The organism is Streptomyces corchorusii, from assembly GCF_001514055.1.
Classification (GTDB): Bacteria; Actinomycetota; Actinomycetes; order Streptomycetales; family Streptomycetaceae; genus Streptomyces; species Streptomyces olivaceoviridis.
In genome coordinates this window covers 807,703-819,483 of the sequence record NZ_KQ948351.1, presented here as the reverse complement: position 1 = coordinate 819,483, position 11,781 = coordinate 807,703, and the positions used below count along the sequence as shown (strand labels likewise).

The 11,781-nt window shown below is 70.1% G+C and carries 11 protein-coding genes and 1 pseudogene; 2 read left to right on the top strand and 10 right to left on the bottom strand.

All coding sequences use genetic code 11. The features are described 5' to 3' along the window. Nucleotides 1-1,192, bottom strand: a pseudogene (locus AQJ11_RS50715) (transglycosylase domain-containing protein); the annotation flags it as partial. A gap of 210 nt (nt 1,193-1,402) precedes the next feature. On the opposite strand from AQJ11_RS50715, the gene AQJ11_RS45310 reads away from it, so the two are divergent. Further along, a complete protein-coding gene (locus AQJ11_RS45310) occupies nt 1,403-1,624 on the top strand; it encodes an FmdB family zinc ribbon protein (protein WP_079082203.1) in 222 nt (73 codons plus the stop codon). A gap of 111 nt (nt 1,625-1,735) precedes the next feature. On the opposite strand, the gene AQJ11_RS03790 is transcribed toward AQJ11_RS45310, so the two are convergent. Genes AQJ11_RS03790 through AQJ11_RS03780 form a run of 3 tightly spaced genes read right to left on the bottom strand, consistent with a single transcriptional unit; the run spans nt 1,736 to nt 6,219 of the window. Next, nucleotides 1,736-2,551 (bottom strand): HAD family hydrolase, encoded by an 816-nt coding sequence (locus tag AQJ11_RS03790; RefSeq protein ID WP_059261831.1) that lies wholly within the window; start codon nt 2,549-2,551, stop codon nt 1,736-1,738. After that, complete coding sequence (locus AQJ11_RS03785; protein WP_059261830.1) at nt 2,551-5,013, bottom strand: phosphoribosyltransferase; 2,463 nt, start codon at nt 5,011-5,013, stop codon at nt 2,551-2,553. The genes AQJ11_RS03790 and AQJ11_RS03785 overlap by 1 nt, the downstream gene beginning before the upstream one ends. A gap of 39 nt (nt 5,014-5,052) precedes the next feature. Next, the gene (locus AQJ11_RS03780; protein WP_014672460.1) at nt 5,053-6,219 is read right to left on the bottom strand and encodes an HpcH/HpaI aldolase/citrate lyase family protein; all 1,167 of its coding nucleotides are present in this window, start codon (nt 6,217-6,219) and stop codon (nt 5,053-5,055) included. 176 nt (nt 6,220-6,395) lie between these two features. Here AQJ11_RS03780 and AQJ11_RS03775 point away from each other — a divergent pair, with 176 nt between their 5' ends. Further along, nucleotides 6,396-7,115: a TerD family protein gene (locus AQJ11_RS03775; protein WP_058080384.1), complete on the top strand. Its 720-nt coding sequence runs from the start codon at nt 6,396-6,398 to the stop codon at nt 7,113-7,115. Nucleotides 7,116-7,138: 23 nt separating this feature from the next. Here AQJ11_RS03775 and AQJ11_RS03770 read toward each other — a convergent pair whose 3' ends face one another. The 6 genes from AQJ11_RS03770 to AQJ11_RS03745 form a co-directional block, all read right to left on the bottom strand. Continuing rightward, entirely contained in the window at nt 7,139-7,876 is a 738-nt protein-coding gene (locus AQJ11_RS03770) for a TerD family protein (protein ID WP_059261829.1), read from the bottom strand. Between the two features lie 88 nt (nt 7,877-7,964). Beyond that, nucleotides 7,965-9,104: a DUF475 domain-containing protein gene (locus AQJ11_RS03765; protein WP_014672463.1), complete on the bottom strand. Its 1,140-nt coding sequence runs from the start codon at nt 9,102-9,104 to the stop codon at nt 7,965-7,967. A 76-nt stretch (nt 9,105-9,180) separates the two neighbouring features. Continuing rightward, nucleotides 9,181-9,759 carry a TerD family protein gene (locus tag AQJ11_RS03760; protein ID WP_014672464.1) on the bottom strand — a complete coding sequence of 193 codons (579 nt, stop codon included), beginning with the start codon at nt 9,757-9,759 and terminating at the stop codon, nt 9,181-9,183. A 112-nt stretch (nt 9,760-9,871) separates the two neighbouring features. Next, nucleotides 9,872-10,447: a TerD family protein gene (locus tag AQJ11_RS03755; protein ID WP_014672465.1), complete on the bottom strand. Its 576-nt coding sequence runs from the start codon at nt 10,445-10,447 to the stop codon at nt 9,872-9,874. Nucleotides 10,448-10,585: 138 nt separating this feature from the next. Continuing rightward, on the bottom strand, nt 10,586-11,044 hold the full coding sequence (locus tag AQJ11_RS03750) for a peroxiredoxin (RefSeq protein WP_014672466.1): 459 nt from the start codon (nt 11,042-11,044) through the stop codon (nt 10,586-10,588). A 128-nt stretch (nt 11,045-11,172) separates the two neighbouring features. Beyond that, on the bottom strand, nt 11,173-11,610 hold the full coding sequence (locus tag AQJ11_RS03745) for a DUF3052 domain-containing protein (RefSeq protein WP_014672467.1): 438 nt from the start codon (nt 11,608-11,610) through the stop codon (nt 11,173-11,175). Between the last annotated feature and the right edge of the window lie 171 nt (nt 11,611-11,781).

Below are 11,781 nucleotides of genomic sequence, written 5' to 3'. Positions count from 1 at the left end.
GTAGATCTGGTAGCCGCCCAGGTCGAACTGCTTGTCCGTCAGGTGCCCAGCCTTCTTGGCGTACTGCGAGGCCAGCTCCACCAGGTAGTCGCTCTGCGCACCGGTGTTGTACAGCGGGTTGCTCTTCAGCGGCTCGGGGAACGTGGTGTACTTCGCCCGTTCCTGCGGCGACAGCTTGCCGATCTTGACCATGCGGTCGAGGATCCAGGACCAGCGCTCGACGGCCCGCGCGTGGTTGGCCTTGCTGAGCGTGGGGTCGAACAGGCCCGCGCCCTTGAGCAGCCCGGCGAGCATGGCAGCCTCGGAGGCGTTGAGCTTGTCGACGTCCTTGCCGTAGTACGCCTGGGCGGCGCGCTGGATGCCGTAGCTGCCGCGGCCGAACCAGCTCGTGTTGAGATAGCCCTCCAGGATCTGGTCCTTGCTCATCCTGTTGTCCAGTTTGAGGGCGATCATCGCTTCGGTGAATTTGCGGCTGATGGTCTGATTTTGCGTCAGATAGACATTCTTGACGTATTGCTGGGTAATGGTCGATCCGCCCTCGGTGTCCCCCTGTCCCAGGGTGCGGAACACCGCCCGGGTGATGCCTCTGGCGGATATGCCCGGGTCCGAGTAGAAACTCTCGTTCTCCGCCGCGAGCACCGCCCAGCGGACGTCCGGGGGGGATGTCCTTCAACGGCATCGCCTGCCGCTGCACCCAGCCCGTACGGGCCATGGGCGTGCCGTCGGACCAGAAGTAGACGTTGTCCTGCTGGGTGGCGTACGAGTTGAGGTTCTCCGGTATGTCCGTCAGCGCGTACGCGGTGACGAGGAACGCGCTGAGCAGACCGAACGAGGTCAGGGTGGCGCCGAGCCACTGGCGCCAGGAGGGCATCCAGCGGCGCCAGCCGGTACGCCCGGGGCGCGGGTACACCGGCTTCAGGCGGCGCGCGTACGGGGTTATTCGGCGCGCGTACGGGGCCAGCGGGCCGAGCAGCCGGACGACGGCGCCCAGGGCCGCCCTCGCGGGCGCGCCGCGCTCCCGCCCGGCGGAGCGCGCGTCACGCCGGCGTTCGGCCCGGCCGCCGACCGGAGCGGGCGGCTCCGGTGGCGGGGGCACGCGCAACTGCATGGTCTGGTCCGCCCGGAGGGCGTCCACTCTCAGGTGCAGCGTCTCATCGGCGCCCAACGGCTCCTCGCCACGGCCACCCCCCATGGGGCCGTCCTCCCCCTGCGACGCATCGGTCACGCCTGCGTCTCCCTCCGCACTCGGTCTTGCTCGCGCGGGTGAGCTGAGCATCCTCGCAACGGCGTTCACAAATTATCAGTAACGTTTTCGAATGCCCTGCACATATGCCGGATAGAAAGCAACGCTCATGAAACATTGAGACAGCCCGGCCGGGGCCTTGACGGCTAACCTGGGGTCATGCCTCGTTACGAGTACCGCTGCCGGACCTGCGGCGACACGTTCGAACTCAACCGGCCCATGTCCCAGTCCGCCGCCCCCGCCTCGTGCCCCGCGGGGCACGACGACACGGTGAAGCTCCTGTCGACGGTGGCGGTGGGCGTGTCGAACAACACGTCCGCGCCCGCGCCTTCGCCGAGGGCCGGTGGGGGCGGGTGCTGCGGTGGCGGGTGCTGCGGGTAGCCGCCTACGGGGGTGCCGCCCGGTGCCGTCTCGCGGGTGCGGCGCCGTCGTGGCCGCTCACGCCCACGCGGCGGGGCCGCACACCGATGCGGCCCCCCGCGCCGACGGGACCTAAGGCGTCGCCGTGCGGGTCGCCCTCAGGAACTCCCGCAGGATCCGCTCTCCCGCCAGGACGCCGCGTTCCGGGAGGGCGCTGATCTGCGGGGCCGTCCAGTCGGTGTCGGCGAGTTCGCCGTGGCCGGGGCGCCAGCCCCGGTCGGCGGCCAGCAGCAGGTCGGCGTCGAGCAGGGAGTCCCCGGCGGCCAGCGTCAGCTCCGCGCCGGTACGCCGGGCCACCTCGCGGACGGCCGCGCTCTTGGTGAGCGGCTTCGGTACGGCGTAGATCTTGCGGCCTTGCAGGGACACCGTCCAGCCCCGGTTCTCCGCCCACACCGCGAGCTCCTTCACCCAGTCCCCGGGCAGCAGTTCGCGCTCCACCACGAGGTAGGCGAACAGGTCCTCGGCGATCCGGTGCTTGCGCACCCACACCGGGTCGGCGGACCGCAGCAGGTACTCGCTGACCTCCGCCAGCGGCGCGCACTCGTCGGCCAGCCGTGCCTGGACGCCCGCGTGCCAGTCCTCGTCGGTGACCCCGTCGACCAGCAGATGGCCGCCGTTGGCGCAGATCGCGTACGCCGGCGGCGGGCCCGGCAGGTTGATCCGCTGGTACTGCTTGCGCGTCCGGGTGGTCGTCGGCACGAAGACGGCCGTGTCGCCGAGGTCGGTGAGCAGCTGGGCCGCGGTCTCGGTCATGTAGGACAGCGGCTTGGCCTCGTGCACCTCGACGCACAGCAGCCGGGGCGCCCGCGGGTCCGGCATGGTCAGCGCGAGGGCCGCCGAGGAGTAGATCAGCGTACGGTCCAGGTCGCTCGCCACCAGCACCGGCATCAGACGTTCACCGCCTTGCCGTCGGCGCCCGTGGCGCCCCGCGTGTACTGGGGGTGGATCAGCCCGACGCAGGTGTACGGCAGGTCGTCCACCTCCTCCACCGGCACCCCGCGCTGCTCGGCGAGCAGCCGCACATGGGCCAGGTCCGCGCCCGCCCCCGCCCGCGCGAGGATCTTCCACGGCACCCGCCGCAGCAGCACCCGGGTGGTCTCGCCGACGCCGGGCTTGACGAGGTTGACGTCGTGGATGCCGTACTCCTCGCTGATCCGCTCGACCGCCCGCCAGCCCGCCCAGGTCGGGGTGCGGTCCGTGGTCGGCAGTTCCTTCACCGCGCCGTCCACGCCCTCGGTCACCTCGGGGAAGCGGGCGGCGACCGCGTCGAGGAAGGCCACGGAGACGTCCGCGCCCGCGAGTTCGCGGTAGAACTTGGCGCCGTGGAAGTCGTGCGGGCCGACCAGGTCGGCGCGCAGCACCGTACGGGAGATCAGCCCGGAGACGGTCGAGTTGAGGCACGCGGAGGGGATGAGGAAGTCCTCGCGGGTGCCGTAGGTGCGTACGCAGGAGCCGGGGTCGGCGAGGACCGCGATCTCCGGGTCGAATCCGCTGACGCCCTCCTTCCGCTCGAACTCCTCGACCGCCTCGGCGAGTTCGCGGGTGATCGCGCCCTTGCCGGTCCAGCCGTCGACGAACACGACGTCCCGGGGGTCGTGGTGGGCGGCCAGCCAGCGCAGCGCGTTGGCGTCGATGCCCCGGCCGCGCACGATCGACACGGCGTAGTGCGGCAGGTCGAGGCCGTGCCGGAACCGGGCCCAGCGGCGCATCAGGATGCCGACCGGGGTGCCGGCGCGGGCCAGGGAGACCAGCACCGGGCGGGGCGACCGCTCGGTGAGGACGGTCTCGGTGACGACGCCGACGGCCTGCGCGAGGCGGGCGGCGGAGGCGTCCAGGGCCGCGTGGAACAGCTCCTGGTACCGCGCGCTGGGCTGGTACTCCACCGGCAGCGACTCGGCGTAGTGCGCGCCGCCGCTCTGGATGGCCTCCTCCCGCTCCTCCGTCGGCGCCTCCAGGGTCACGTCGGAGAGGTCCTGGAGCAGCCAGCCGACCTCCTCCGGCGCGTACGAGGAGAACGCGGGGCCGCGGAGGGGCTCGGGCAGCATGGCCGGCCTTTCGGGAGCGTGCGGGACGTACGAGGGTACGACCGCGAGCAGGACATGCGGGACGTGCGCGGCGAGGGCGGCCAGCAGGCCGTCGGGCGCGTGCAGGGCGGGGGTGTCGGCGACGGAGTCGACCACGGCGACGACGGCGTCGAAGCCGGCGCCGGCCACGTTGTAGGCGTACCGCTCGCCGGGCCCGTCGGCCGGGTCGTCGTGGGCCGGGAAGACCAGGCGGCTGCGGATCGCGTAGCCGGGGTCGTCGACCGCGAGCACGGGCGACCGGGTCGTGGTGGAGAACCGCACCTCGGCGTCCGTACCCCGCTCCACCTCCTGGGCGAGCCTCAGCGGAACGTACATCAGCTCCTCGGACCCGAGCACCAGGACCCGCCGGGCCCCGGCGGGCAGGGCCGCGCGTATTCGCCCGGCCATGGCGGGAAGCGCCGCTTCGAGCCGGGACCGGTGGGCGGGGGTGAAGCCGTGCCGGCCGCCGTCGGGGAGACCGGGGGGCCAGTGCAGGTCGACCTCGGTGACGTGGCCCGGCTGGTGCGCCCCTCCAGGGGCGCGGGCAACCCCACTCGGCCCGCACCCGGCGGACTCGTGGCGAGCCACCAGTTCCTGCCCCTTCTCCAGCACACCCTCCGGCAGCCGCACGGTCCCGGACGCGGCGGCGATCACGTCGACCCGGGCTCCGATCTCCTCCGCGAACCGCTGGAGGCGGGCCGTGTCCCCGGCCGACCGCATGTCGACCAGGGCGACCACCACGTACCGCCGCCGCGGATACCGTGCGTGCAGATCACGCACGGTGTTCAGCACGGTGTTACCGGTGGAGAACTCGTCGTCCACCAGCACCAGCGGCCCGTCCCCGGCGAGCAGGGCGGGGTCTTCCGGCAGCAGGAGGTGCGACGTGGCATGCGAGTGGGACTCCTCGAAGCCGCCCGCGGGGGCGACCCCGACAACCGCCCGCCGCGTGGAGTGCAGATACGGCACCGCGCCGAGCCCGTCGGCGACCGCGTGCCCCAGCCCCGTCGCGGTCTCCGCGTAGCCGAGGACGACAGCCCCGGCCCCTTCCTCGCCGAGCAGCGCGGCGACCCGACGGCCCAGGCGGAAGCCGTATCCGTACACCACGGCCGGCGACTGCGGGACGTGCTTGCCGAGGACGTTGGAGACCAGCAGGTGCGCCCGCTTGGGGTTGCGCCGCAGCGCGAGCCCGAGCAGGGCCGGCAGGCCGTCGTCGCCCACGAGTCCGACCCCGAGCCGCTCGGCGACCCAGCTGCCGGACCAGACCCCGTCGTTCACTGCGTTGTTCATTCGTTCCTTGGAGAGGCGGAGGTGGAGGTGGAGAGAGGTTCAGCCGGGTATGCCGGCGGCGAGCAGTTCCACGAAGCCGACGTCCTCGTTGGCGACGCCGAACACCTCGGCGCGCAGCAGGGTCCGCTCGGCCCAGGCGCGGTGCGGCTTCACCTCGTTCATCTTGTTCGTGTAGGCCGACCGGAGTACACCCCCGCCGCCGCGTTCCGGCCGCAGGATGTCCTGGGCGTCGCTGAACTCCTCGTGGCTGACCACGGAGAGTGCGTGCACGGGCAGGACGTGGGACGGGTGGATGCAGGTCTTGCCGAGCAGGCCGTTGGCCTGGTCGAGGGAGATCTCCCGGAGCAGTCCGTCCATGGCGTGTTCGATCAGCTTCTCGCGCAGGGAGACGGCCTGCACCTCCAGGAAGGGGCTCTGCCTCAGCTGCGGCTTGAACATGCGTTCGGAGAGACGGAAGTACTCCCAGACCGGGCCGGTGACGGTGAAGCCGGTGCCGTCGGCGCGGCCGAGCATGTTCACGACGTCGGCGATCACGGAGGCGACGATCTGGACGTCGTAGGCGGTCATGTCGGGGGCGCGGCGCAGGCCATAGGAGGAGCAGAAGTCGGTCACGCCGAGGCGGAGGGCCAGCACCCGGTCCCGGTACTTGCCGACCGCGCGGGAGATGCCCTCCAGGGTCTCCACCCGGGACTCGCGGTAGAGCAGTTCGGGGGACTCCAGGACGGGCATGGCGAAGAGCCGCCGGCCGCTGCTGTTCTCTGCCGCGGTCAGGGCCTCCAGGAAGGGGATGCCGCGTTCCTCGGTGAACTTGGGCAGCACGAACCCGGACAGCAGGCGCACGGCGGGGCCGAGGCGGCGGACCAGGTCCGGTATCTGCTCGGGGGTGCGCACCCGGATGAACAGCAGGGGCGGCTCCGCGTCGGGCCGGGCGGCGAGGTCGGCGAACTGCCGGACGAGGTTCTCCTCCCCGGGCTCGACGTCCGCGTCGTCGATCGAGTCCTCCAGGCACAGCACCATCGAGACCACGCCGTTGCCGGCCTGTTTGACGATGTCGTCGGCGAGCCGGGGCCGGGTGGCCGGGCTGTACAGCGTGGCGCCCAGGGCCGCGGAGAGCAGCCGGGCCGGGGAGTCGGCGGTGAACGCGCACGGCTCCTGGTGGAAGAGGTGCTGCCGCACCTCGGGGGCGATGTGCCCGAAATGACGCATAGGACTCCCTAAGGGCGCGAGCCGAGCCTCTGAGTTGGGTAAAAGGTGGCCGGTAATAGTACGTAGGGATCCGTGTCCGGGGTTCCCTGCGGGCATGAATTCCCGGTAACTCGCCCATGTCGGCGGCACCGCCCCCCGCATTGTCGTGACCAGGACCGAGAGGGCAGGATGACCGCATGACGCACACGATGCTGAAAGGGTCGAACGTCCCGCTGGAGGCCACCACGGTGCGCGCCGTGCTGCGCTGGACGCCCGGGCAAGGGGTCCCGGACGTGGACGCCTCGGCGCTGCTGCTGGGTCCGGACGGCCGTGTGCGCTCCGACGAGGACTTCGTCTTCTACAACCAGCCCCGGCACCCCTCCGGGAAGGTGTGGCGGCTCGGCAAGAAGCGGATCGCCGAGGGGCTGACGGACACGATCCAGACCGATCTCTCCGGGGTGGAGCCGGGGGTCGGCCGGATCCTGCTGGTCGCCTCCGCGGACGGGGTCGCCTTCGACCAGGTGCCGGCGCTGTGCGTCCTGCTGTACGACGCGGCGGTGGCCGACGGGGAGCCGCTGGCCCGGTTCGAGATCAAGCCGGAGACCGGTGCGGAGACGGCGCTGATCTGCGGTGAGCTGTACCGGCGCGGGGAGGGCTGGAAGTTCCGGGCGCTGGGTGAGGGCTACTCGAACGGGCTGAAGGGGCTCGCCACGGACTTCGGGATCTCGGTGGACGAGTCCGAGATGGAGGAGGAGCCGGCCTCGTCCCAGCCGTTGCCTCCGGAGCAGCCGACGGCCGCGGTACCGGCACAGCCGCCCGCGTACGGCTATCCGCAGCCGATGTCGGCCCCGGCGGCGGTGCCGGGGGACCCGTACTTCCGGCTGCCGCCGCAGGGGCCGCAGTTCCTCGGGCGGTAGTCACCCCGGGAAGCGACCGGTGGTCACCTGTCCACCTTCGTCTTGAAGCCCCTGCCCCACTGGAGGCCCCAGCCGTAGAGGCGGTCCAGTTCGCCCTGGAAGCCGTAGACGAACTTCACCTCGCGGCGGACGATCAGTTCGCCCTTGACGTTCTCGATCATGACCACGGCGCAGGAGCGGGCCTGGGGGTGGCGTTCGTCCAGGCCTATCTCGATGCGGGGGCCGTTGCTGGGGTAGAGGGTGACGATGGCGTGCGTACGGTCGAAGGCGGGGGTCTGGTCGTAGATGTAGACGAAGACCAGCAGTCTCTTCAGGGCGTCCCGGTGGTCGAGGTTGACGTACATCGTCTCGCCGGACGCCGAGCCGAACCGGTCGTCGCCGCTGAGTTTGATGTACGGCGGTGCGTTGACGTCGCCGAGGTAGCCGCCGAGGGGCTGTACGACCCCCTTCGTACCGTCGGTCAGTTCGTACAGGCAGCCGAGGTCCAGGTCGACGTTGACCATGCTCTGGCCGTGGCCGAGGACCTCCGGCGGCTTCAGGGCCCGGAAGGGGTGCCGCAACAGGCTGGTGCGCTGGATTCCGTCCAGGTCGGAGGTCCGCATCCGCCAGGAGAGGTTGACGCGCAGATGGCCGGTGGCCGCTTCCTGCTTGGTGAGGGACACCGTCTGGTGCCGCCTGGTCAGTTCTATGGCGTTGCTCGACGCGTTGCCCGAGTCGAAGTCGGCGGCGCGCCCGCCCAGCAGTCCGTCGAAGAAACCCATTCCCGCCCCCAGCTACCTGTTGTGACGCCGACGGGGCGGCCGACCGTGCCGGCCGCCCCGCTCAGAGCGTTCCTCACCGTCCGGGGTGTCACACCCCGGAGGAGACCTCGGCCTTCTCGTCGCTGCCCTCGCCCGCCGCGGCCAGGGCCCGGTTGCGGCGGACGGAGGAGAGGAAGGACGCCGCGATCAGGACGACGCCGACGAGACCGGTGACGACCTCGTTGATCTCGTGCTGGATGGTGACCATGAGGATCACGGCGAGGGCGCCGATGGCGTAGTGGGCGCCGTGCTCCAGGTAGACGTAGTCGTCGAGGGTGCCCTGGCGGACCAGGTAGACCGTGAGCGACCGGACGTACATGGCGCCGATGCCGAGGCCGAGGGCCATCAGGACGATGTCGTTGGTGATGGCGAAGGCGCCGATCACGCCGTCGAAGGAGAAGGAGGCGTCCAGGACCTCCAGGTAGAGGAACATGAAGAACGCGGCCTGGCCGGCCAGGACGATCGCGGGCTTCCGCTTGCCGGTGCGGGCGGCCTCTTCCTCCTCCTCGTGCTCGCGCTCCTCCTCTTGCTCCAGCTTGTCCTCGAAGTAGCCGGAGAGGCCGCCGACGACCATGTAGGTGATCAGGCCGGCGATACCGGCGATCAGGACCGTCTGGGCCTTGTCCACGTGGGCGCCGCCGTGCTGGTGGGCGTGGGTGGCGAAGGTGAACGACGTGATCAGCAGGACGACCAGGGCGATGCAGACCGACAGCATGTCGACCTTGCCGAGCTTGGCCAGGGGCCGCTCGATCCAGCGCAGCCACTGGATGTCCCGGTCCTCGAAGATGAAGTCGAGGAAGATCATCAGCAGGAACATGCCACCGAACGCGGCGATCGCCGGGTGGGCGTCGGTGACGAGCTGCTGGTAGCGGTCCTTGTTGTTGAGCGCCAGGTCCACGGCCTCGACCGGGCCCATCTTGGCGCTGATCGCGACGATGACGACGGGGAAGACCAGCCGCATGCCGAAGACCGCGATGAGGACACCGACCGTGAGGAAGATCTTCTGCCAGAAGGCGTTCATCTTCTTCAGGATCCCGGCGTTGACCACCGCGTTGTCGAAGGACAGCGAGATCTCCAGGACGGCGAGGATCGCCACGATGCCGAAGGCGGTCCACCCCCCGTAGAACGCCGCCGCGACCAGACCGAGCGCGGTGACCGCGAACGACCAGCCGAAGGTTTTCAGAAGCACTGGCTACCCCATCATGTGTGGGGGGCACCTCCCAGACGGAGTCCGGGGGAGGGTCTCCCCTGAGTCGTACCGAGTTTTACGAAACGTTGACTCCGAAGTCTAGAGCGATGCCCCGCAGACCCGACGCGTACCCCTGACCCACCGCTCGGAACTTCCACTCGCCCTGGTAGCGGTAGAGCTCGCCGAAGATCATGGCGGTCTCGGTGGAGGCGTCCTCACTGAGGTCGTAGCGGGCCAGTTCCTGGCCGTCGGCCTGGTTGACGACGCGGATGAAGGCGTTGGAGACCTGCCCGAAGGTCTGCCCGCGCTCGTCCGCCATGTGGATGGAGACGGGGAAGACGATCTTCTCGCACTGCGGCGGCACCTTCGCGAGATCCACCAGGAGCGACTCGTCGTCGCCCTCGCCCTCACCGGTGAGGTTGTCACCGGTGTGCTCCACGGAGCCGTCGGGGCTGGTGAGCTGGTTGTAGAAGACGAACCACTCGTCGCCCAGCACCCGGTTGCCGGCCCCGCACAGCAGCGCGCTGGCGTCCAGGTCGAAGGGGGCGCCGGTGGTGGACCGGGCGTCCCAGCCCAGTCCGATCATGACGTTGGTGAGGTTCGGTGCGGCCTTGGAGAGGGAGACGTTGCCTCCCTTGGCGAGCGTGACACCCATGACGCTGGTCCTCCCCTGGTGGTGCTTCCCTGGTTGTCCTGCACGTCCGGCGCCGCCCCTAAACGGGACGGCGCCGGTCTCACGGGCCGTGCGGCCTCACACGCCGTTCGTGTCAGACGTTGACGCCGAAGTCCTGCGCGATGCCCCGCAGGCCCGACGCGTAGCCCTGGCCGATGGCGCGGAACTTCCACTCCGCGCCGTGCCGGTACAGCTCGCCGAAGACCATGGCGGTCTCGGTGGAGGCGTCCTCACTGAGGTCGTACCGGGCGATCTCCTGCCCGCCGGCCTGGTTCACGACGCGGATGAAGGCGTTGCGGACCTGGCCGAAGGACTGCTGGCGGTTCTCGGCGTCGTAGATGGACACCGGGAACACGATCTTGTCGACGTCGGCCGGGACACCGGCCAGATTGACCTTGATCTGTTCGTCGTCGCCCTCGCCCTCACCGGTGAGGTTGTCACCGGTGTGCTCGACCGAGCCGTCGGGGCTCTTGAGGTTGTTGAAGAAGACGAAGTGCTGGTCGCTGATGACCTTGCCGGAGTTGTTCAGCAGCAGCGCGCTGGCGTCGAGGTCGAAGTCCGTGCCGGTCGTCGTGCGCACGTCCCACCCCAGGCCGACGATGACGGCGGTCAGGCCCGGGGCCTCCTTCGTCAGCGATACGTTGCCGCCCTTGCTGAGGCTGACTCCCACGGGTCCTCCATGTGGTGTTCGGGGGCGGGGAGCCCCGTCGTGCTTCGGATATGGGATCAACGTGCCGATCCTAGTGACGGGTTCCCGCGCCCCGCAGACCCTGGACCCGAAGAATCACAGGTGTCGCCCGCGGCCCGCTCACAGGGTGTCGAGCGCCTTCACGTAGTCGTTCAGGTCGCGGGCGTCCGGCAGGCCGTTGACCACGGTCCACCGCACGACGCCCTCCTTGTCGATCACGAAGGTGCCCCGGACGGCGCAGCCCTTGTCCTCGTCGAAGACGCCGTACGCGCGCGAGACGTTGCCGTGCGGCCAGAAGTCGCTCAGCAGGGGGTACTCCAGGCCCTCCTGCTCGGCGAAGACGCGCAGGGTGTGGATGGAGTCGTTGGAGACGGCGAGGAGCTGGGTGTCGCGGTCCTCGAACTTCGGCAGGTTGTCGCGCAGCTCGCACAGCTCGCCGGTGCACACGCCGGTGAAGGCGAAGGGGTAGAAGAGCAGGACCACGTTCTTCGCGCCGCGGAAGTCCGAGAGCTTCACGGTCCGGCCGTGGTTGTCCTTCAGCTCGAAGTCGGGCGCCTTGTCGCCGACCTGGATCGCCATCGTCGTGCTTCCCTTCGGTGGGCTGTTCGGATGAGAGCGCTGAGGCTCGGTTCCACCCTACGCAGCGGTCACCGGGGACTCCCGGACGGGCTGGGGCGATGTCCAGCCCGTCCGGCGTCCGAGGACGGTCACCTCTTGGACTTGGCCCCCTTCGGGGTCGCCAGCCGGCTGCCGCTCCAGTCCTTGCCGACGCTGACGCTCTTCGAAGCGGTCAGGCCGGCCGTCGTGGCGGCGTCCTGGATGTCGCTCGGCTCCACGTACCCCGCACGGCCGGTCTTCGGCGTGAGGAGCAGGATCGCGCCGCCCTCTTCGATGTACGTGGTGGCATCCACCAGCGCATCCGTCAGGTCGCCGTCGTCGTCACGGAACCACAGCACAACGGCGTCGGCCACGTCGTCGTAGTCCTCGTCCATGAGGTCGCCTGCGATGGTTTCCTCGATGGCCTCGCGGAGCTCCTGATCGACGTCGTCGTCGTAGCCGATCTCCTGGACCACCTGCCCGGGCTGGAACCCCAGCCTGGCGGCAGGGTTCGTCCGCTCCTCCGCGTGGTCCGCGGTCGCGCTCACGGGTTGCCTCCTGATCATGTCTTGGTAAGTATCTCAGCCACGCGCGTGCGCGAAGCATTGGCCGTAGTCCACACGGGCGGGGCGGATCGCGCAAGTACCCGGCCGTCGGGACCGCCGAAACGGTGACGATCCCGGCCGTGTCGCCGCAACTCCCAGCACCGTATCTCGATT

Bases quoted from the DNA above. Each gene is read 5' to 3' on its own strand.
- AQJ11_RS45310 (WP_079082203.1), top strand. From the start codon at position 1,403: ATGCCTCGTTACGAGTACCGCTGCCGGACCTGCGGCGACACGTTCGAA.
- AQJ11_RS03790 (WP_059261831.1), bottom strand. From the start codon at position 2,551: ATGCCGGTGCTGGTGGCGAGCGACCTGGACCGTACGCTGATCTACTCC.
- AQJ11_RS03785 (WP_059261830.1), bottom strand. From the start codon at position 5,013: ATGAACAACGCAGTGAACGACGGGGTCTGGTCCGGCAGCTGGGTCGCC.
- AQJ11_RS03780 (WP_014672460.1), bottom strand. From the start codon at position 6,219: ATGCGTCATTTCGGGCACATCGCCCCCGAGGTGCGGCAGCACCTCTTC.
- AQJ11_RS03775 (WP_058080384.1), top strand. From the start codon at position 6,396: ATGACGCACACGATGCTGAAAGGGTCGAACGTCCCGCTGGAGGCCACC.
- AQJ11_RS03770 (WP_059261829.1), bottom strand. From the start codon at position 7,876: ATGGGTTTCTTCGACGGACTGCTGGGCGGGCGCGCCGCCGACTTCGAC.
- AQJ11_RS03760 (WP_014672464.1), bottom strand. From the start codon at position 9,759: ATGGGTGTCACGCTCGCCAAGGGAGGCAACGTCTCCCTCTCCAAGGCC.
- AQJ11_RS03750 (WP_014672466.1), bottom strand. From the start codon at position 11,044: ATGGCGATCCAGGTCGGCGACAAGGCGCCCGACTTCGAGCTGAAGGAC.